This is a genomic window from Vibrio sp. SCSIO 43153, from assembly GCF_023716625.1.
Lineage (GTDB): Bacteria > Pseudomonadota > Gammaproteobacteria > Enterobacterales > Vibrionaceae > Vibrio > Vibrio rotiferianus.
The window spans coordinates 345,925-365,951 of record NZ_CP071855.1; the positions used below are offsets into that span (position 1 = coordinate 345,925).

Consider the following 20,027-nt stretch of genomic DNA (forward strand, 5'->3'; position numbering starts at 1 on the left):
TTGTCAAAGTAAAGGACAGTTACATGCGAGCTTTAGAGACAATTACCCAGCCAATCGCAAGCATTGCCAAGTTTGATTTGGCATTTTCCAGTGTGTGTTTGCAACACCGCTTCAATCAGCAAGTCGCGAATATTAGTAAAGGTGTCTCCCACAGTGGTGATGGGCATCTCTACATAGTGTTAGGCCTATTGGCTTGGTTTCTTGATAAGCAACATGGTCATTGGTTCTTATTTGCTGGATTGACCGCATTTGCCATCGAGTTACCCATTTACTGGATGTTGAAAAATAGTTTTAAGCGACGTCGCCCTGAAGAGTTAAGTGCTTTACTGCCTGCTTTTATCACCCCTTCAGATCGTTATAGCTTACCTTCAGGTCATACCGCCGCTGGATTTTTGATGGCTACGCTTATCCACCATTTCTACCCAGAGTTAGGTATGTTTGCTGTTGCTTGGGCTAGCTTGATAGGGATATCGCGTATATTGCTCGGTGTTCACTTCTTTACCGATATCATTATTGGAGCACTGCTAGGTAGCATGTGTGGTTCGCTTGCTATTGCTATCGTAGGAGGCTAGTTCATGAAAATACTATATGGTGTTCAAGGGACGGGAAATGGTCATATCGCACGTGCAAGAGCCATGAGTGAAGCATTTAAGGTTCACGATGTGCAGGTTGATTTTTTGTTTTCTGGCCGCGCTCCAGAGAAGTACTTTTCGATGGAGTCATTTGGAGATTATCAAACTCGCCGAGGCTTTTCTTTTATTACTGAAAAGGGGTCAGTTAATTACGTTAAAACGGCATTGAACTCCAACTTTATTCAGTTCTTCAAAGAGGTGAATCAGCTTGATTTATCGCCCTATGATTTGGTTATCAATGACTTTGAACCTGTTTCGGCATGGGCGGCACGCAAGCAAAATACACCTTGCATTGGCATTAGCCATCAGAATGCATTCCGCTACCCAGTACCTTCAAAGGGTGCTAACTGGCTTGATAAGTCGATGATTAAGCATTTTGCTCCATCACAGTATCTGCTTGGATTACATTGGTATCATTTTGAGCAGCCCATCTTGCCGCCTATCGTTCATACGCTTGACTATACAGCTGATAGTCAAGATTTTGTTTTAGTGTACTTGCCATTTGAGTCAATAGAAGACATTTGCGATTTGTTATTCCACTTCAATCAACAAGCGTTCATCTGTTATCACCCTGATGTAATTGAAAGTGAACGTATTGAGAATGTTGAATTGAGGCCGCTGAGTCACACTCACTTTCAACATCACCTCCAAAGTTGTATTGGAGTGATTGCGAATGGTGGTTTTGAGTTGCCATCAGAGGCGCTCTCTTTAGGAAAGAAGCTATTACTCAAACCTTTATCCGGGCAGTTCGAGCAACAAAGCAATGTTGCAACATTGGAAGCGTTAGGCCTGGCATATTCTATGGACGCTCTAGATGTTGGGACGGTGAGGCAATGGCTATGTGAGGAACAAGCTGAAAGTATTCATTATCCGGATGTAGCCAGTGCGATTGCCGAATGGGTTGTTCAGGGCGTATGGGACTCACCTGAATCTCTTGCAAAACAGTTATGGGATAAAGTGGATTTCCCCAGTTATGCAGAAGTGTCTCTATAGCTATTTGATTAATACAATCAGTCAATATGACTTATCAGTGAGCGTTTGCCCGTGCGCTTCTAGACTTATACTCAAGTAACCTCGAGATGCTTGGTTTAGTGAGAATGATTTGGTTTGAAGGCGAGGCATTAATTTGAAGCTCGTTCTTTGATAACTAAGTCGCATCGCCAAACAACTTGGAAAGAGCGAGCTATTCCGCTTCGTTGTTTTTCTTGCTTATTTTCACTAAACAGGGAAACAGTGACAACGCTTTGAATCCTGTATCTTGAAGTGACTTGAGTATATATATTTACGCTTTCTATCATTCATCTTATTCAGCTGAAAAAGTGTCCCTTTTCTCCACCTTCTCTCAGTGGATGAGAATTACTCCTGCCTTGCATATATATCTAGGTTGAACAAATTGGTTATGATCTGGCTTAACTGTTGAGATTTGCATCGGAACCATAACCCCCAGTTTGTGAAAGTTTGTCGAATTAATAGCTGTCGTCAATTTGTATTCTTCGGCCATTCGATAGCCATAACTCTCCTCAATAGATTGCTTTACTTCCTCATTTTATCTTTTTTATGGTTTTTTATATTTTTATCAACTGGTTGATTTTTAATGATTAAATAATAAAAAGGCTAAAATATAGTGATTAAATATCAATCTAGTTGATAAACCATGATTGATTAGTTGATAGTACGGGTCGAGCCGGAATTATCCGGACGATAAATATAATAATAACTCGGTTTTCTATTCGTTAAATATGTGAGAACTCAATGAGTGCCAGTGGTGCGTAAACTTGAGTCCATATTTAATAAGAATTCACTGAACCAAATTGACGATTACACAAGAGGCGCACTCAATGTTAGACAAAAAAGACGCGATGAGCGCAATTGCAAGCTACCGTATGGAAAGTACCCTACGTGGGGTAGATTTGAACCTATTAACGGTTTTTGATGCAGTGATGCAAGAACAGAATATTACCCGCGCAGCGCATAACCTAGGTATGTCACAGCCAGCGGTTAGTAATGCCGTTGCACGTCTAAAAGTGATGTTCAACGATGAGCTATTTATGCGTCAGGGCCGTGGTATTCAGCCAACACAACGCGCTCGCCAACTGTTTGGCCCAATCCGCCAAGCACTACAGCTTATTCGTAACGAACTACCAAGCTCAGTATTCCAACCAGAGTCTTCGACTCGTCTATTTAAACTGGCGATTTGCAGCCCGTGTGATATGCGATTCGCGCCTAAAATTATGGCTAGCATTAATGAGCAGGCACCGAGTGTGCAACTTCATTTGGATGCAGAATTCGACCGCCTTCTATCTGAGCGTATGCGCTACCAAGAAATCGACTTTGTAATTGACTATGCGCGCTTCGATGATCAGGGCTTCTCAAGTACTGAGATCTTCAAAGATGAGTTGGTTGTGATTGCTTCTAAGACTCACCCTCGTATCCAAGGCGGTGTTTCTGCAGAGCTACTGATCAACGAAAAACACGCAAAACTATCACGCGTACACGGTCAACGTAGCTTCTCTGAGCAAGCATACCGTGAGCTTGATTGCCAAGCAGCATACGAAGGTTCAAGCCTAAGCAACCTACTATACGTAGTGAGCCAATCTGAGCTTGTGACTATCGCACCACGCTGGATGGCTGAGAACGCAGTAAACAGCGATCAACTACAAATCCTAGATTTCCCATTTGAAAACAAAGAAATCAGTGGTTACCTAAGCTGGCATGAATCAAGTGAGAAAGATAAAGGTCACATTTGGCTACGTGATCAACTTATGATCACTTGTGGTGAAGTGGTAGCGCTTAAATAAGCTGGATTTTTAGCCTGACTAACTGGTCAGACTGGATTTGTAATCATCAATTTTTACAATTCCTTGGCCCCGAGAGAACTTAGTCTCTCGGGGTCTTTTTATTTCTACCAATTAATAGCTGAAACAGCGACTTAACTTGATTAAACCTTCAGCAGTTAAAGGCATGCTAAGCTCTCATTAGTGATAGTGCTCTCTTAATAATGATAAGTTTGATAATGGTCAGTTGCGTTTTTAGGCGTCGAGGTTACACTTGTTCGCTCAAATAGCTTACGCCTGTAAGCCAAAAGGTAATGTAGAGAATGGCCAAGTTAGATTTTCATATCGTTAAACGTATTCGTGAACAAATTGCGAAAGGTGGTACCCGTGTTGCACTCAAACATAAAGTGGGTGATGCGTGGCAGGGTATTACTTGGGAGCAGTTTGGGCAGCAAGTAGATGCTTTGTCACTTGCTCTTTTGGCTCAAGGATTGGGCGTTCAAGATAAGATCGGTATCTTCTCAAACAACATGCCGCAATGGACCATCGCTGATTTCGCGGCGTTGCAATTACGTGGTGTGACTGTTCCTATCTACCCAACTAATACCGCTGCACAATCGGCTTATATTATTGATAACGCTGATGTAAAAGTGCTGTTTGTTGGTGAGCAGCCGCAGTTTGATGCTGCCGTCAGTATTTTCGATGAATGTAAGCAGCTTGAGCTAGTCGTAGCGATGTCTGACGATATTGAGTTGGGTGAGCATGCATTTGCCATGACTTGGCGAGACTTCGTTGCAAAAGGTGACAATTGTCATCAACCAGAACTTAATGCTCGTTTAGAGCAGGCGCAAGAAGCAGACTTGCTGACGCTGATCTATACCTCGGGTACAACGGGGCAGCCAAAGGGTGTGATGTTGGATTACGCTAACATCTCTGCTCAGCTTGAAGGCCACGATGAGCGCTTGAGTTTGACTGAAGATGACGTATCGCTGTGCTTCTTGCCACTATCACACGTATTTGAGCGTGCGTGGACATTTTACGTACTCTATAAAGGTGGCACTAACTGCTACCTACAAGACACCATGCAAGTGCGAGATGCGCTGAGCGAAGTGCGTCCGACGGTAATGAGTGCCGTTCCTCGCTTCTATGAGAAGATTTTCTCTGCGATCCACGAAAAAGTGTCGCGTGCTCCATTCCACCGTAAGATTATGTTTACTTGGGCAGTGAATATGGGCGCGAAGATGGCTGCTTGTCATCAAGAGAAGCGCAAGCCATCACTCATGCTGCGTAAGTCATACGCTTTAGCTGACAAGTTGGTTCTAAGTAAGCTACGTGCATTGTTGGGTGGACGTATTAACTTCATGCCATGTGGTGGTGCAAAGCTTGATGAAACCATTGGTCGCTTCTTCCATGCAATCGGTATTAACGTAAAACTTGGTTATGGTATGACTGAGACCACTGCAACGGTTTCATGTTGGGATGACCAGTGTTTTGACCCAAGCTCTATCGGTATGGCAATGCCGGGTGCGCAAGTTAAGATCGGTGAAAATAACGAGATCTTAGTGCGTGGTCCTATGGTGATGCGCGGTTACTACAAAATGCCGGAAGAAACCGAAAAAACGTTTGATGAGCACGGTTTCTTAAAAACAGGTGACGCAGGTTACATTGATGAAAATGGTAACTTGTTCATTACTGACCGTATCAAAGAGTTGATGAAGACCTCCAACGGCAAATACATTGCTCCGCAAGTTGTAGAAGGTGCAATCGGTAAAGATCACTTTATCGAACAAATTGCTGTGATTGCTGATACTCGTAAGTTCGTATCTGCCCTGATTGTTCCTTGTTATGACTCATTAGAAGAGTACGCAAAAGAACTGAATATCGCTTACCACGATCGTGTTGAACTTATTAAGCATCACCAGATTGTTGAGATGCTTGAGAAGCGAGTGAATGACCTACAAAAAGAACTGGCTAAATTTGAACAAGTTAAGAAATTCAAACTGTTACCAAAAGCGTTTTCGATGGATGATGGTGAGTTGACCCCAACACAAAAACTTCGTCGTAAAGTCATTAATGACAAATACCAAGATGAAATTGAAGAAATGTACAAAGAAAAGTCAGATAAAAAGTAACTTAAGCTGACTTAGATTTCAGATTGATGAAAAATTCCCCAGTTGCCTAGTATTGTGCTGCTGGGGATTTTTTATGACCGCTTTTCACACTTCTTTCCTCTCAATAAAGAGAAAAAAACACGCTACGCCGCTATTTTGAGTGAAATCATTCACTTTATTTTTGGCTTGTTTGTTCTATTGGTTCTGATTTTGCCGTTCCTAGTAGCGTCTAACCCTATCTTTGTTCTGATTTGTAGCATCTTGTTTAAAATTTGATTCAACTCTCATTAGACCCGTTGATAATAAAACGTTACATTTGTTGTGTTACCTTGCGTTTTGTTATGACAGGCGCAAGACATAGCTGAAAAAGTGGAAGTATTTCTATTAGGCTACGAATAAGACCTAGACTATGTAAAACCAGACCAAACCGTTGGCCTTACGGAGAGGAATACTGGTAAGGAGAGCAATTATGACAGCAATGTTGTCAGGTGCAGAGATGGTTGTGCAATCTCTGATTGAAGAGAGCGTAGAACAAATCTTTGGTTACCCAGGTGGTTCCGTATTAGATATCTACGACGCACTGCACGCCAAAACCGATCAAATCAAACACGTACTAGTAAGACACGAACAAGCCGCTACCCATATGGCAGATGGCTATGCACGAGCAACGGGCAAGCCTGGTGTAGTACTGGTATGTTCAGGTCCAGGCGCGACCAATACCATCACAGGTATTGCAACCGCGTATATGGACTCCATTCCAATGATCGTTATCTCTGGTAACGTACCGAACAACCTGATCGGTAATGATGCCTTCCAAGAGTGTGACATCGTGGGTGTTTCTCGCCCAGTCGTTAAACACAGCTTCCTAGTGAAAAAAGCGGAAGATATTCCTGAGACGATCAAAAAGGCGTTTTACATCTCGACAACTGGTCGTCCTGGCCCGGTTGTGATTGATTTGCCAAAAGACATTTTGAATCCGCAAATCAAGCTCCCTTACGAATATCCTGAAAGCATCTCGATGCGCTCTTATAAGCCAACGACATCTGGCCATAAAGGTCAGATCAAGAAAGCGCTGAAATCGTTGGTTGAAGCGAAGAAGCCGGTATTGTATATCGGTGGTGGTGCGGTGATTTCTGGCGCTTCTGAATATATCCAAGAGTTGTCAGAGCAACTGAACTTACCAGTAGTGAGTACATTGATGGGGTTAGGTGCTTTCCCTGGTACGCACAAGAACTCATTGGGTATGCTAGGCATGCATGGTACCTATGAAGCCAATATGGCAATGCATGAAGCGGATCTGATCTTTGGTATTGGTGTGCGTTTTGATGATCGTACCACCAACAACTTAGAAAAGTACTGTCCTAACGCGAAAGTGATGCATATCGATATCGATCCTTCTTCTATCTCGAAAAACGTAAAAGTGGATCTGCCGATCGTAGGTTCTGCCGACAAGGTTTTAGCAACCATGGTGGGCTTACTAAACGAGCAGGGTAGCAGCAGCGATCAGGATGCAATCACTAACTGGTGGGAAGAGATCCAAGTTTGGCGTGATCGTCAGTGTCTGGCCTACGAAACCTCTCCAGAGCGTATCAAGCCTCAACAGGTGATTGAAACCCTACACAAGCTGACCAATGGTGATGCTTACGTGGCGTCTGATGTTGGTCAGCACCAAATGTTTGCGGCGCTTTACTACCCATTTAATAAGCCACGCCGTTGGATTAACTCAGGTGGCCTTGGCACGATGGGCTTCGGCCTACCTGCTGGTATGGGCGTGAAATTCGCAATGCCAGAAGAAGAAGTGGTCGTGGTCACTGGTGATGGCAGTATTCAGATGAACATTCAGGAATTGTCGACGGCAATGCAATACGACATCCCTGTGAAGATCATCAACCTGAACAACCGATTCTTAGGCATGGTAAAACAGTGGCAAGACATTATTTACCAAGGTCGTCACTCCAATTCATACATGAGTTCTGTTCCTGATTTTGCAGCGATTGCAGAAGCTTATGGTCACGTCGGTATTCGTATCGAAACGCCAGATCAGCTTGAAGCGGGTCTACAAAAAGCGTTAGATATGAAAGATCGTTTGGTGTTTGTTGACATCAATGTAGATGAAACCGAACACGTTTACCCAATGCAGATCAAAGGCGAGGGTATGGACAAGATGTGGCTAAGCAAAACGGAGCGTACTTAATATGAGACACATTATTTCTTTACTAATGGAAAACCAACCTGGTGCTTTGTCTCGTGTTGTTGGTTTGTTTTCTCAGCGTGGTTACAACATTGAGTCTTTGAACGTATCACCAACCGATGACGAAACACTGTCGCGTTTAAACATTACGACTACATCCGATGAAATGCAGCTTGAGCAAATTCAAAAGCAGCTTCATAAGCTGATCGATGTACTCAAAGTTCAAGAAGTGACAGAGTTTGAGCATATCGAGCGTGAACTGATGATGGTGAAGGTAAAAGCAAGCGGTTTTGCTCGGGCTGAAGTCAAGCGCACCGCTGATATCTTCCGTGGTCAAATCGTCGATGTCACCGCTTCTCAGTATACGGTTCAGTTAGCGGGAACGAGTGAGAAATTGGATGCTTTTATCCAAGCGATTTCAGAAGTTACTGAAGTGGTGGAAGTTGCGCGAAGTGGTGTTGTGGGTATTGCGCGTGGAGAGCGTTGCCTCAAACCGTGATGTAAATGGACACATTTTAGAAAAGCCATCGCTAGTCGATGGCTTTTTGTTTAGAAATTAGTAAACAGTGATATAATTGCTGCTTTAGTAACCAGTAAGAGTAGTAGAACGCGTGAAAGTCAGGAAGTTGGTCAGTGCTTTGCTGGCAACGACGCTATTTTTTAGCGCGCTCATCTCAGTCTATTACTATCAGAAGTACCAAAATCTGCTGGCAAATAACATTGAAAATACGGCAAAAGAAGCCTTACATCAGCTAGCTTACTCTGAACGTGAGTATGAGAACGTTCAGGATCAAATCTCTTCTATCAGTGATCTTCTCGGTCACAGCCAAAGCCTATATGACTACTTACACCAGCCCAACCAAAAGAATCTTGCTATTTTGGAAGAGGTATGGAGCTCCGTTGCCGTTAACCAGAAGTGGTATCGTAAGATTCGCTTTCTAAGCCTTGAGGGGCAAGAGCGTGTACGTATCAATTATGACTTCAAAACAGGACAAGTGACATCAGCGGACAAGTTGCGAGACAGTTCTGGTCGTCGTTACTTCCAATACGCAAAAAATTTAAAAGATGGGCAAATAGGCTCATGGGGTATTGAGCTAGAAGAAATTGATGGTGTGCCAATATACCCTTATAGTCCATCTGTCCGGATCATGATGCCCGTTGCTATGGATGGAATCCGTCAGGGGTACCTTATTCTCAATATCGATGTCCAGTATTTGTCATCTCGCCTAAACTACTCTCCAGTGAAGGATTTTAATATCGAGCTGCTTAATCAAGCGGGTTATTACGTCACTAGTCCGCATAGCGAAAAGCTGTATGGCGATATTATTCCAGACCGCTCGCGCTTTAACCTTGGGTTATTTTACCCGCAGATATGGCAGCAAATGGGAACTGAGAAAATAGGTTATGAGTACATTGGTAAGCATTTGATTGTGTTCAACACAATAGAGTTTGTGCGCGGTGAGTATCTACACCTTGTTATTGATTTATCCCAAGAAAAATTGTTACAGCGTGCGGAACGCGACATAGATGATTTGGTACAAGAGGCATTATTTGTTCTTAGCTTGATGCTCGTGTTTGCTTTGCCTATTACCGGCGTCGCATTGCACTATCGTCGCTTTAGTATCGAATCTAAGCTCGCTCGTGCGGCATTGGATGGTATGACGGCTGTGATGATTACAGATACTTCTCATCGCATCATGATGATCAACCAAGAATTCGAGAATATGATGGGGTATTCCACCAAGAGGGTAGAAGGATGGAATGCTCAGAAGCTGCTCTTTTTGCCAGAAGATTTCGAATACATTCTGCAAATCTGGGGACTGCTTGGTAAGGAAAATATGTGGGAAGGAGAGGTGCGTTGTCGAACCAAGCTCAACCATGTGTTTACTGCAATTATGCGTGTGCAAGCGATCAAAGCAAAATCAGGTAAGGTTCGCTATTACATTACTTCACTTGTTGATATCTCTGAACGTAAGCAGCTCGAAGATCAGTTGCGTAAATTGAGTGAAAAAGATGGTCTCACTGGCCTTTGGAACCGCCGTAAGTTTGAAGAGCAACTGACATATAATGCGAATATGTTAGAGCGATACCCAGAGACGCCGACATCTTGCTTAGCACTGGTCGACATCGATCATTTTAAACGTATAAACGATGAACGTGGGCATGACGAAGGCGACCGAGTCATTAAACTTGTTTCGAAAGTGCTTCTTCAAGGCGTACGAAATACCGATTTTGTCGCTCGGGTCGGTGGCGAAGAGTTTGCTGTCATTATGCCGCATACCAGTGCAAAAGAAGCTGAGATCGTATTAAGTCGATTGAGAGTTGCTGTCGAAATACACGTAGAACTTAGTGTGACTATTAGTCTTGGTTATACGGATTTAACAGCGAACAGTACACGAAGCTACAAGTGTGCCGATATTGCGCTTTATGAGGCAAAAAGCAGCGGAAGAAACTGTGTCTCTTTTTGCTATAGTGGTGATGATATTGCGTAAAAAAAATCGGGCATGTGCCCGATTTATAGTCATTGTTACTACGAAGTACGCGTTACGCTATCTCAAGTACAGATTCGATGCGCTGCATCGATTTTAGTAAATGATCATCCAGTAATTGCATCGCTTCTTCGCTGTTTTTTGCTAACACGAGTTTCATGATCATCTCATGTTCATCGATATCAAATATTGCGCCGTTCTCCGAACTAAGAGTTTGCATAGCAAAGTAACGGTAACGTTTGATCTGGTGGATCAAATCACTGAAGAACTCAAACATGTTTTGTGAATCTGCACCTTCTAACAGCGATACGTGAAACTGATGATGTCGCTCTTCCCATTCTTGCCAACAAAAAGTGTCGTCAAAATTAACACGAGAAAGTTTATGGTAAGAGGTTAGTACATCTAGTTCCCAAGCTTCATCTCCAGCAAGAATCGCCTTTTTCAATAGTACTGAAGAGACGACACGCAGACTTTCATAAAGATCGTTGAGCTCTTTTTTGCATACTGGAGCGACCCAACAACCTTTTTGTGGTTCAAGTTTGACGTATTTAGTCCAAGATAGTTGTACTAAGGCTTCTCGAATTGGTGATGCCCCAACGTTGTATTTATTTTTTAGTTCGGCAACAACGAGCTTTTGACCTGGCTTTAACTCGCCTGTCAGGATGTCTTGGCGAATCATTTTCGAGACTTTATCAGTAAGAGTTGGGCTAGACACATGCACCTCATAGATTTTTATCGTGACGACAATTAAACAGTACGTAGTTCTGTTGTGGTTGATAATATAGCGTACTGAATACTAGGGCAAGTGAAATATATAAAAAAAGAGGGCCGAAGCCCTCTTTTTTATTTAACTGATGATTGAATTCTTCAGTCTTATAGAACGTGTACAGAAGCTGTGTTTGTTGTGCCTGAAGCTACTAGAGCACCAGAAACCATAACAACGATGTCGCCTTTGTTACCTAGACCAGATTCTAGAGCAAGCTCTTTACCTGTTACGTAGAACGCATCCGTGCTTTGGATAGAATCAACAACTACTGGAGTAACACCTTTAGTTAGAACTAGCTGTGCAGCAGTCTTAGTGTTAGTTGTTAGTGCTAGGATGTTTGCAGTTGGGAAGTACTTACGTACTGAACGTGCAGACTTACCACCTTCCGTTGCAACAACGATAAGTGGAGCAGCTAGTTTCTCAGCTGTGTCTACTGCGCCTTTACATACTGCTTCAGTGATGCGTAGACGTGGGCTGTCTAGACGAGAACCTAGCTCAGCTTTTAGAGCTGAATCAGTACGGTTCGCGATTTGAGCCATGATAGTTACCGCTTCAACTGGGTACTTACCTTTAGCAGTTTCACCAGAAAGCATTACTGCGTCAGTACCGTCCATTACTGCGTTAGCTACGTCGCCTGCTTCCGCACGAGTAGGACGTGGGTTGTTGATCATAGAATCAAGCATTTGAGTTGCAGTGATAACCATCTTACGTGCACGGTTACACTTCTCGATCATCATCTTCTGAGCGAAGATTACTTCTTCAGCTGGGATTTCAACACCTAGGTCGCCACGAGCAACCATGATGCCGTCAGAAAGCTCTAGGATCTCGTCGAAGTTATCAACACCTTCTTGGTTTTCGATCTTAGAGATGATGTGGATGTTCTCGCCGCCGTTTGCAGCAAGTACTTCACGGATTTCTTGAACGTCAGAAGCTTTACGGATGAAAGAAGCAGCTACGAAGTCAACGCCTTGCTCACAACCAAATTTAAGGTCGTTCTTATCTTTTTCAGATAGAGCAGGTAGGTTTACAGAAACGCCAGGAAGGTTAACACCTTTGTTTTCGCCTAGAGCACCGTTGTTAAGAACTTTACACTTAACTTCAGTTTCAGAAGTTGCAAGCACTTCCATTTCGATTAGGCCGTCGTCTACTAGGATAGTGTTACCAACGTTTAGGTCGTTAGCAAAACCAGCGTAAGTTACTGCAACTTTGTCTTTGTTACCTACAACTGAGATGTCAGTTGTGAAAGTGAATTCTTGACCAGCTACTAGATCAACGTCGTTGCCGTCTTCTAGTTTGATAGTACGGATTTCTGGACCTTTAGTGTCTAGAAGGATTGCAAGTTGCTTGCCTGTAGCTTCCATTACTTGGCGGAAGTTCGCGATACGAGTGCCGTGTTCTTCGTAGTCACCGTGAGAGAAGTTAAGGCGCATAACGTTCATGCCAGCATTTACTAGTTCAGTTAGCTTCTCTACAGATTCAGTTTTAGGGCCAATCGTACATACGATTTTGGTCTTTTTCATGGAAGATACTCTCCGGTAAGTATTGTTACAATTTGAAAGTCGGTTGTTTACTCTGAAGTTTAGGCGTTTTGACGACATTTAGAGCCTGCCATCTATCGATTTTTCGCCACATTATTGGAACTTCAGATTCTGAAAGTCTTTCACCAAGTTTAGTCATTTTATGACTAAAAGATCGGCAATTTTGGTTACCTTTTTGTGACTGATCCCACTTTATATGCAGAAAGTTGCAAAAAAATAACCGTCAATTCTGTAATTTTTTTTCTTTTCGGTGGCGAATTCTACCACTGAATGAATCCAATATCACTGTTTAAGAATTGTCTTAGGACAAGGTTTTATCGAGAAATATTAATTTTTTGGATCGAAATAAATGGACTTAAAAGTTTCGATTTGACTATAATAAATTTCAAATCGAAACTTATAGTCAAAGAAAAAATGTCGAAACGAAACACTCAACTAAGAAGACATACTATTTCTAATCTAGTAAATGAGCTGGGGGAAGTCAGTGTTGATGAACTGGCACAAAAATTCGAAACCTCAGAGGTCACGATAAGAAAGGATTTAGCCTCTTTGGAGAAAAATGGACAACTATTGCGTCGTTATGGTGGTGCAATTGCGATTCCAACGGAAGTTATCCATGAAGAAATGAGTTCAAATGTTTCGGTTCGAAAGTTGAGATTGGCAAAAGCGGCCGCATCACTGATCCGAGATCATAACCGTATTGTGATCGATAGTGGCAGTACGACAGCGGCGTTGATCCAGCAATTAAATGAAAAACGTGGTTTGGTCGTGATGACAAACTCATTGCACGTCGCCAATGCACTTAACGAATTAGAGAGCGAACCAACTCTGTTAATGACAGGCGGTACTTGGGATACGCACTCAGAATCCTTCCAAGGCAAAGTAGCCGAATCTGTATTAAGAGCTTACGACTTTGACCAGTTGTTTATTGGTGCTGATGGTATCGATTTAGAACGCGGTACCACCACGTTTAACGAATTAGTTGGCTTAAGCAAAGTCATGGCAGAAGTGTCGCGTGAAGTCATCGTCATGATTGAGTCAGAAAAAGTAGGACGCAAGATCCCGAACTTAGAACTCGCTTGGGACCAAATTAATGTGTTGGTTACTGATGCAGAGTTACAGCCAGAACACAAAATACAGATTGAACAACATGGCGTTAAAGTCATTTGCGCCTAATCTAATAATGTAAACAGTTTCATATTTCACTTCCCTCTGGATAAAGGCCTTTGCTTGCTGCCTCTATTTGAAATCATGGTCAGGGAAGAACAAAACTACAAACGGAGACAAACACATGTGTGGAATCGTAGGTGCAGTAGCACAACGAGATGTTGCAGAAATTTTAGTTGAAGGCCTACGTCGCTTGGAATACCGCGGTTACGACTCTGCGGGCGTTGCGATTGTTGATGGTGAGACGAACCTAACGCGTATTCGTCGTCTAGGTAAGGTACAAGAGCTGGCAGACGCAGTAGACGAAGCGAAAGTGATCGGTGGTACCGGTATTGCGCACACTCGTTGGGCAACACACGGTGAACCTTCAGAAGTGAACGCACACCCACACATGTCTGGTGACATCGCAGTGGTACACAATGGCATCATCGAAAACCACGAAGAGCTGCGTGAGCTACTTCAATCTCGTGGTTACGTATTTGAATCTCAAACGGATACTGAAGTTATCGCTCACATGGTTGAGTGGGAACTTCGCACTTCAGAAACGCTACTAGAAGCGGTACAGAAGACAGCAAAACAACTGGATGGCGCATACGGCACGGTAGCGTTGGATCGTAAAGATCCTTCACGCATCGTTGTAGCACGCTCAGGCAGCCCAATCGTCATTGGTTTTGGTGTGGGTGAAAACTTCCTTGCTTCTGACCAACTTGCGCTTCTTAACGTAACACGCCGTTTCATGTACCTAGAAGAAGGTGACGTAGCAGAAATCACTCGTCGTGATGTAACTGTATTTGATGCAACAGGAGAGCGCGTAGAACGCGAAATCACAGAATCAAACGCGGAACACGACGCAGGCGATAAAGGCCAATACCGTCACTTCATGCAGAAAGAAATTTACGAGCAACCAACAGCGCTGATCAACACAATGGAAGGTCGTATCACGGCTGATTCTGTTGTTACTGAGGCAATCGGTGTTAACGCGGCAGAAATCCTAAGCAAAGTGGAACACGTACAGATAGTAGCTTGTGGTACGTCTTACAACGCCGGTATGACAGCACGTTACTGGTTCGAAGACATTGCAGGTGTCAGCTGTGACGTAGAAATCGCTTCTGAATTCCGTTACCGCAAGTTTGTGACGCGTCCAAACAGCTTATTGATCACGCTTTCTCAATCTGGTGAAACCGCCGATACGCTAGCAGCACTTCGTCTAGCAAAAGAGAAAGGTTACATGGCGGCAATGACCATCTGTAACGTAGCGGGTTCTTCTTTGGTTCGCGAGTCTGACTTCGCATTCATGACTCGTGCAGGCGTGGAAATCGGCGTGGCATCAACTAAAGCGTTCACGACTCAGCTTTCAGCACTACTGATGCTGGTAACTGCTCTTGGTAAGCAACAAAACCGCATCAGCAGAGAGAAAGAAAAAGAGATCGTAGAAGCGCTTCACGCTCTACCAAAACAAATCAATGCAGCGCTGTCTTTCGAAAAAGAAATCGAAGCACTAGCACCAGACTTTGCAGATAAACACCATACTCTATTCCTAGGTCGTGGCGAGTTCTACCCAATCGCGATGGAAGCATCTCTAAAACTGAAAGAGATCTCTTACATTCACGCAGAAGCGTACGCAGCGGGTGAGCTGAAACACGGTCCTCTAGCGTTGATCGATGCAGATATGCCAGTTGTGGTTGTTGCACCAAGCAATGATCTTCTGGAGAAACTGAAATCAAACGTTGAAGAAGTACGTGCTCGTGGTGGTCTGCTTTACGTATTCGCAGATGCTGATGCAGGTTTCGAAGGCGATGAGACCATGAAGATCATCACTATGCCACACGTTAGTGAAATTACGGCGGCGATCTACTACACCATCCCAATGCAGCTACTGTCTTACTACGTAGCGTTGATCAAAGGTACGGACGTAGACCAACCTCGTAACCTAGCGAAAGCGGTAACCGTAGAATAAGCAACGCGAGGTGTGATTAAGATTACACTTGTTTATGTTGTGCTATGTAAGTAGCGAGTACCTAGAGCGAAGTCATATGACTTCGCTTTTTTTCTCGGTCCAAAATAACCTACTTCAGTCGCTGGTTATCACCCACTTAGGCTATTGCTGATAGAACTGCTAATGCTAAATGTCAATGTACCTTTTATTTTTCCAGAAGTTAAAGAGTACAAACAACATTAGTAGATGCGTTCAAGTGTTCATGTCTTGTAGGGGAGGGGCACACTATATAGTGCAAGCTCTAAAGTATCGATTTAGGTTCTTGAAGAACAATATAACTAGAGAAGTTAATCGATGTATTTGTTTATGTTTATTGTAATCAAATGGAATATGAAGTAATGCAGTTAGATGTAAAAGCGATTCAGTCGTCTTCCTTACCTTAGAAAGATAAGCCTTTAGGCTCAAAATTTCTAAAAAAAGAGGATGTTCTTGATGTCGCCGAACTAATAAGAGAGGTATAAAAAGCGCCTTCTTTAGAAGTTAGTACTTTATAATCTAAAAGTAGTTTTTCTTCTTAACTGCCCAAGTTAACCTTCTTACTCCCCTTCAGGGTTTTAACTATTACTCATAAAAAATACACCTGCTCTTTCTTGATAATTAAGTCTCTTAGTAGAAATATAGCTGTTAAATTTTGGATAAAAGTCACTATAAATGTGGCTAATTTGTTGTTATTTATATGATTTGTTGTTGTTTTTTATTGTGTTTCGTTTGTGATTTTAATATTAGTAATATCAATTATAAGAAAATCAATAAATACTTAACTTTAATTCATTTAATTAATTGACACATTACTTTATAAAATTTAATTTTTTTATTTATTAAGTATAAATATGCAATTCAATTATTAAAATTAAAGGATAAGACATGATTAAAAAATTTTCGCTTGTAGCTGTTGCTGCGTTGCTTACAGCGTTTAATGCTAACGCAGGAAGTAGTTGGTATGTCGGATTTGATGTTCACCAAAGTAAATTGGATCTTGATTCAAATATTGATTCCGCTGCTACAGTGAGTTCCGGAGTAAAAAAACTTGATGATACTGGCGCCGGTGTGAGTATTTTTCTTGGTCGTCAGATCAATTCTTGGCTTGCATTAGAATTTAGCGGTAGTAGTGATCATGTTGATCTTTTAGATTACGAAAACTACTACAATTCAGGTTCAAGCTATGAATATGCTTTGTACCGAGCGAATATATATTCGTTCGGGGTTTCAAGTAAGGTTAGCTACAATACAGCATTTCAATTAAGTTTGTATGCAAAACCTGGCCTAGGTTACACAATCACTGATCTTGAACTAAATGGCGGGGCGTCAGATCCGAACTATAAAGTAGATATTGATGAAAAAAATACAACTCTTCATTTTAACTTTGAAATCGGTGCCGAGTATTTCCTAACTGACTCATTTTCAGCAAGTGTTGCGTATGAACGTAGGTTCGATGCAGTCGATGTCCCTAACGTCGATGAGATGTCTCAAGACTTGATCAAAGGTGGCATAAGATACCACTTCTAAGCCCTCGAAAAGCGGTTCAGTGTTTGAGCCGCTTTTTTGCATCTTTTGGAAGGTGCTTATATATTAGATTAGTTGTTGGGTGACAATACAGTTTTTATTCCACGCTTTCTTATAGCGACAATATAAGAGTAAATCCTCTTTGAAAGAATGAGGAAAGTTAGTGTTATTCAGTATGACTTTAAGTTAGAGCTATTGAGTGGTCACCAACACTAACTTGGAGTGTGTCCTAGCCTAGTTAGCCAAACGGGTCTACTAGTGGAATCACTTCCTCAAGAGACGCTTTAATGATGACTTTGTCTTCGAGCTCTGGCAGAGGTGGAAGTAAATCCGGAATCATTACAGCTTGGCATTTCGCAGCGAGTGCGGCTTTGATGCCGTTGTTCGAATCTTCCAATACTAAGCACTGCTTGGCGTCCACACCTAAGTGGCGATAAGCCATCTGATAGCAATCAGGGTTTGGTTTTCCACGTTCTACATCTTCTGCGGTAATCACTAAATCGAACTGTGCAAGGTACTCGCTGCCTGAGAAATTGTGTTTTACCTCAGGAAGGTGAGAAGAGGTAACAATCGCGGTTAATAAGCCATGTTGTTTGATGGCATAAAACAGTGCGTCGAATCCGGGTTTGAGCGCAATGCCTTGGTTTCTTAGATTATGGAAGTGCTCATCTCGCACGGCTTTATAGCGTGTCATATCGATGGCGTCTTGAAAATGCTCGGCGAGTATTTTTTCACATTCAGGATCTTGGACACCGATGAACTGTTGGTAGAAATCATCGGTGATGGTTAAGCCTTGCTCGGTCGCGGCGTATTGCCAACTTTGCTTGTAGATGGATTCGGTATCGAAAATCAGTCCATCCATATCAAAAAGTACAGCTTTTAACATTGGGTAGGGCTCCTACGTTTTTGGGTGTAGAGCGGCTGACATTGTTATTTTGTTATACCTAAGCAACCTCGAATCCTTTTGAAGGTAGCTTGGGTATAAAATGTGGCGTTAGAATGGGCTCTCTTTGCCGAGTTCATTGCAGATCTCGACAATCGCAAGCGAGAGCCCTGACTTAATGATTTGTTGTTGACGTTGCAGTTGTAGCTGATAAAACTCAAGGTCGATGTCGTCATCTGGTTCGTTGACTTCCAGTTGCACCATGCCCATCTTCTTCACCAAATGCAGCTTTTTGATTGGATCTAGAATATTAGGGTCAGTGAACTCGTAGTCAGAAGCGTCGCTATTGAGATGGTTTTTGAGCTTAATGATGTCTTCGATGTCGTGGTAAATATCATCGGGAAGCACACCCAAGCCAAACAATAACTTCAAACGAACAGACAGATCGCCCAGCGGTCCCGAGTCTTGTAACAGCGGACCGACAACCGATTGAACAGCGAAGTTATCTTTACGAAAAATTCGTTGCACTAACCCGTCGATCGAATCGTTAAAAACGTCGACTGCTGCAATGAAAAAGCCTCGTACCGATGGTGCGCTGTTTAATCGCTCAATGATCTCGGTTTCGTTGATGTTATCTGCCATATACTGAATACATTTCTAATTATTAGCTATCCCAACTCTTCAATGGAGATGGATATAGAAGGGGAGCCAAGCTCCCCTAGGTAAATCAAAGTTGGTTGTAAAGTGTCTCGATTTGAGTTACTTCAGCACTGTTTTCTGCAAGACCTGTGTATGTCGCTAGCGTCTTCTTCACACCTACTTCTTTTAATGAGTTTTGTAGCTCTACAGCTTGTGGGTCAGTGTCGTTAGTGTACTTCAACGCAGCGGCAATGCCTTTCAAAAGTGTTTTATTTTCAGTGCCATACTCAATTGTACCGAGTAAAGGCTTCACTAATCTATCGTTTGCACCTAATTTACGAATTGGTTGACGACCTACGCGATCAACCTCATCCACTAAGTATGGGTTGGCAAAGCGACCTAGGATCTTTTCGATGTAAGCGTTGTGCATGTCGCGGTCAAAACCGTAGCGTTTGATCAGTACTTCTCCGCTTTCTTGCATTGCTTGTTTTACTTCTGCGTGAATGCTTGGGTCTTCAATTGCTTCGCGAATAGTGCGATGTCCTTTCAAGCAACCTAAGTAAGCGGTAATGCAGTGACCCGTATTTAGGGTGAACAGCTTACGCTCGACAAACGCCATTAGATTGTTGGTTCTTTCCATGCCTGCGATATCAGGGATTTCACCTTTGAATTGCTGTTCATCCACAATCCATTCACTAAAACTCTCTACCGTGACTTCTAGTGGGTCATCGTTCGCGGCTTCTGCTGGTGGCACGATACGGTCCACTGCGGAGTCGACGAAGCCAACTAGCTCGTCTGCTTTCGCGTGTAATGATTCATCCAAATGTTTGTACACTTCACCTTTTAGGTGAGTCGTGCCACGAACCATGTTTTCGCACGCGATGATGTTCAACGGTTTTTCGTTGCCTGCCGCAAAGCGCTTTGCAATGCCGGTCGCGATGGTTTTTGCAATGATGTCCAGTACGTTGGGACCTACGGCAGTGGTTACCAAGTCAGTTTTTACAATGCGATCGATGACATCTTCGCTGGCGGAGTTAACAGCGGTGACGTGGGTTACGGTGTCAATCTGGCATTCCGTACCGACCACTTTTACTTTGTATTCTTGTTTGTGGCTAAGTTGATCAACCAGTGGAGCATCAACGTCTGCAAATGTGACCTCGACTTCTGCATCTGCCAATAGTTTTCCGATGAAGCCACGACCAATGTTACCTGCGCCAAAATGAACTGCGTTTTTCATAATTCTTACCTACCAATGTCTGAAATGTTGACTAAAACGAATCTAGGGTGAGGCCAACCGCATAGGGGGTGACAGCTGACCTCGGTTTGCTCAGGAGCAAA

The 20,027-nt window shown here is 42.9% G+C and carries 15 protein-coding genes; 10 read left to right on the forward strand and 5 right to left on the reverse strand.

The annotated features are described in order from the left end of the window. Window positions 1–23: 23 nt before the first annotated feature. The 7 genes from J4N37_RS01670 to J4N37_RS01700 all read left to right on the forward strand — a co-directional run bounded on the left by J4N37_RS01670 (window position 24) and on the right by J4N37_RS01700 (window position 10,200). Window positions 24–572 carry a phosphatase PAP2 family protein gene (locus tag J4N37_RS01670; protein WP_252041546.1) on the forward strand — a complete coding sequence of 183 codons (549 nt, stop codon included), beginning with the start codon at window positions 24–26 and terminating at the stop codon, window positions 570–572. Window positions 573–575: 3 nt separating this feature from the next. Beyond that, window positions 576–1,625, forward strand: a complete 1,050-nt coding sequence (locus J4N37_RS01675; protein WP_143691884.1) for an MJ1255/VC2487 family glycosyltransferase — start codon at window positions 576–578, stop codon at window positions 1,623–1,625. Window positions 1,626–2,470: 845 nt separating this feature from the next. Next, window positions 2,471–3,430, forward strand: coding sequence for a LysR family transcriptional regulator CalR (gene calR, locus J4N37_RS01680; RefSeq protein WP_010445651.1), 960 nt, complete (start codon window positions 2,471–2,473; stop codon window positions 3,428–3,430). Between the two features lie 299 nt (window positions 3,431–3,729). Next, window positions 3,730–5,538, forward strand: a complete 1,809-nt coding sequence (locus J4N37_RS01685; protein ID WP_038885807.1) for an AMP-dependent synthetase/ligase — start codon at window positions 3,730–3,732, stop codon at window positions 5,536–5,538. A gap of 448 nt (window positions 5,539–5,986) precedes the next feature. Then, a complete protein-coding gene (locus tag J4N37_RS01690; protein ID WP_252041548.1) occupies window positions 5,987–7,711 on the forward strand; it encodes an acetolactate synthase 3 large subunit in 1,725 nt (574 codons plus the stop codon). A 1-nt stretch (window position 7,712) separates the two neighbouring features. Then, window positions 7,713–8,207: an acetolactate synthase small subunit gene (ilvN, locus tag J4N37_RS01695; protein WP_005430438.1), complete on the forward strand. Its 495-nt coding sequence runs from the start codon at window positions 7,713–7,715 to the stop codon at window positions 8,205–8,207. A 112-nt stretch (window positions 8,208–8,319) separates the two neighbouring features. Continuing rightward, a complete protein-coding gene (locus J4N37_RS01700; protein ID WP_252041549.1) occupies window positions 8,320–10,200 on the forward strand; it encodes a sensor domain-containing diguanylate cyclase in 1,881 nt (626 codons plus the stop codon). A 52-nt stretch (window positions 10,201–10,252) separates the two neighbouring features. Here J4N37_RS01700 and J4N37_RS01705 read toward each other — a convergent pair whose 3' ends face one another. Continuing rightward, window positions 10,253–10,876: a GntR family transcriptional regulator gene (locus J4N37_RS01705; protein ID WP_252042096.1), complete on the reverse strand. Its 624-nt coding sequence runs from the start codon at window positions 10,874–10,876 to the stop codon at window positions 10,253–10,255. Between the two features lie 194 nt (window positions 10,877–11,070). Beyond that, a complete protein-coding gene (gene pykF / locus J4N37_RS01710) occupies window positions 11,071–12,483 on the reverse strand; it encodes a pyruvate kinase PykF (protein WP_010445663.1) in 1,413 nt (470 codons plus the stop codon). A 432-nt stretch (window positions 12,484–12,915) separates the two neighbouring features. On the opposite strand from pykF, the gene J4N37_RS01715 reads away from it, so the two are divergent. The 3 genes from J4N37_RS01715 to J4N37_RS01725 all read left to right on the forward strand — a co-directional run bounded on the left by J4N37_RS01715 (window position 12,916) and on the right by J4N37_RS01725 (window position 17,170). Then, window positions 12,916–13,677 (forward strand): DeoR/GlpR family DNA-binding transcription regulator, encoded by a 762-nt coding sequence (locus tag J4N37_RS01715; protein ID WP_045386457.1) that lies wholly within the window; start codon window positions 12,916–12,918, stop codon window positions 13,675–13,677. Window positions 13,678–13,792: 115 nt separating this feature from the next. Then, the gene (gene glmS / locus J4N37_RS01720; RefSeq protein WP_045386459.1) at window positions 13,793–15,625 is read left to right on the forward strand and encodes a glutamine--fructose-6-phosphate transaminase (isomerizing); all 1,833 of its coding nucleotides are present in this window, start codon (window positions 13,793–13,795) and stop codon (window positions 15,623–15,625) included. A 903-nt stretch (window positions 15,626–16,528) separates the two neighbouring features. Beyond that, window positions 16,529–17,170, forward strand: a complete 642-nt coding sequence (locus tag J4N37_RS01725; protein WP_171356723.1) for an outer membrane beta-barrel protein — start codon at window positions 16,529–16,531, stop codon at window positions 17,168–17,170. 235 nt (window positions 17,171–17,405) lie between these two features. Here J4N37_RS01725 and J4N37_RS01730 read toward each other — a convergent pair whose 3' ends face one another. From J4N37_RS01730 to J4N37_RS01740, 3 genes are all read right to left on the reverse strand, one after another. Next, the gene (locus J4N37_RS01730) at window positions 17,406–18,053 is read right to left on the reverse strand and encodes an HAD family hydrolase (protein WP_252041550.1); all 648 of its coding nucleotides are present in this window, start codon (window positions 18,051–18,053) and stop codon (window positions 17,406–17,408) included. A 108-nt stretch (window positions 18,054–18,161) separates the two neighbouring features. Beyond that, on the reverse strand, window positions 18,162–18,692 hold the full coding sequence (locus J4N37_RS01735) for an MltR family transcriptional regulator (protein ID WP_005437418.1): 531 nt from the start codon (window positions 18,690–18,692) through the stop codon (window positions 18,162–18,164). Between the two features lie 85 nt (window positions 18,693–18,777). Next, on the reverse strand, window positions 18,778–19,926 hold the full coding sequence (locus J4N37_RS01740) for a mannitol-1-phosphate 5-dehydrogenase (protein WP_252041552.1): 1,149 nt from the start codon (window positions 19,924–19,926) through the stop codon (window positions 18,778–18,780). Window positions 19,927–20,027: the final 101 nt, after the last annotated feature.

Excerpts from the sequence above, each read along its gene's own strand:
- J4N37_RS01670 (WP_252041546.1), top strand. The coding sequence starts at position 24 with ATGCGAGCTTTAGAGACAATTACCCAGCCAATCGCAAGCATTGCCAAG.
- J4N37_RS01675 (WP_143691884.1), top strand. The coding sequence starts at position 576 with ATGAAAATACTATATGGTGTTCAAGGGACGGGAAATGGTCATATCGCA.
- calR (WP_010445651.1), top strand. The coding sequence starts at position 2,471 with ATGTTAGACAAAAAAGACGCGATGAGCGCAATTGCAAGCTACCGTATG.
- J4N37_RS01685 (WP_038885807.1), top strand. The coding sequence starts at position 3,730 with ATGGCCAAGTTAGATTTTCATATCGTTAAACGTATTCGTGAACAAATT.
- J4N37_RS01690 (WP_252041548.1), top strand. The coding sequence starts at position 5,987 with ATGACAGCAATGTTGTCAGGTGCAGAGATGGTTGTGCAATCTCTGATT.
- ilvN (WP_005430438.1), top strand. The coding sequence starts at position 7,713 with ATGAGACACATTATTTCTTTACTAATGGAAAACCAACCTGGTGCTTTG.
- J4N37_RS01705 (WP_252042096.1), bottom strand. The coding sequence starts at position 10,876 with ATGATTCGCCAAGACATCCTGACAGGCGAGTTAAAGCCAGGTCAAAAG.
- pykF (WP_010445663.1), bottom strand. The coding sequence starts at position 12,483 with ATGAAAAAGACCAAAATCGTATGTACGATTGGCCCTAAAACTGAATCT.
- J4N37_RS01715 (WP_045386457.1), top strand. The coding sequence starts at position 12,916 with ATGTCGAAACGAAACACTCAACTAAGAAGACATACTATTTCTAATCTA.
- glmS (WP_045386459.1), top strand. The coding sequence starts at position 13,793 with ATGTGTGGAATCGTAGGTGCAGTAGCACAACGAGATGTTGCAGAAATT.
- J4N37_RS01725 (WP_171356723.1), top strand. The coding sequence starts at position 16,529 with ATGATTAAAAAATTTTCGCTTGTAGCTGTTGCTGCGTTGCTTACAGCG.
- J4N37_RS01730 (WP_252041550.1), bottom strand. The coding sequence starts at position 18,053 with ATGTTAAAAGCTGTACTTTTTGATATGGATGGACTGATTTTCGATACC.
- J4N37_RS01735 (WP_005437418.1), bottom strand. The coding sequence starts at position 18,692 with ATGGCAGATAACATCAACGAAACCGAGATCATTGAGCGATTAAACAGC.
- J4N37_RS01740 (WP_252041552.1), bottom strand. The coding sequence starts at position 19,926 with ATGAAAAACGCAGTTCATTTTGGCGCAGGTAACATTGGTCGTGGCTTC.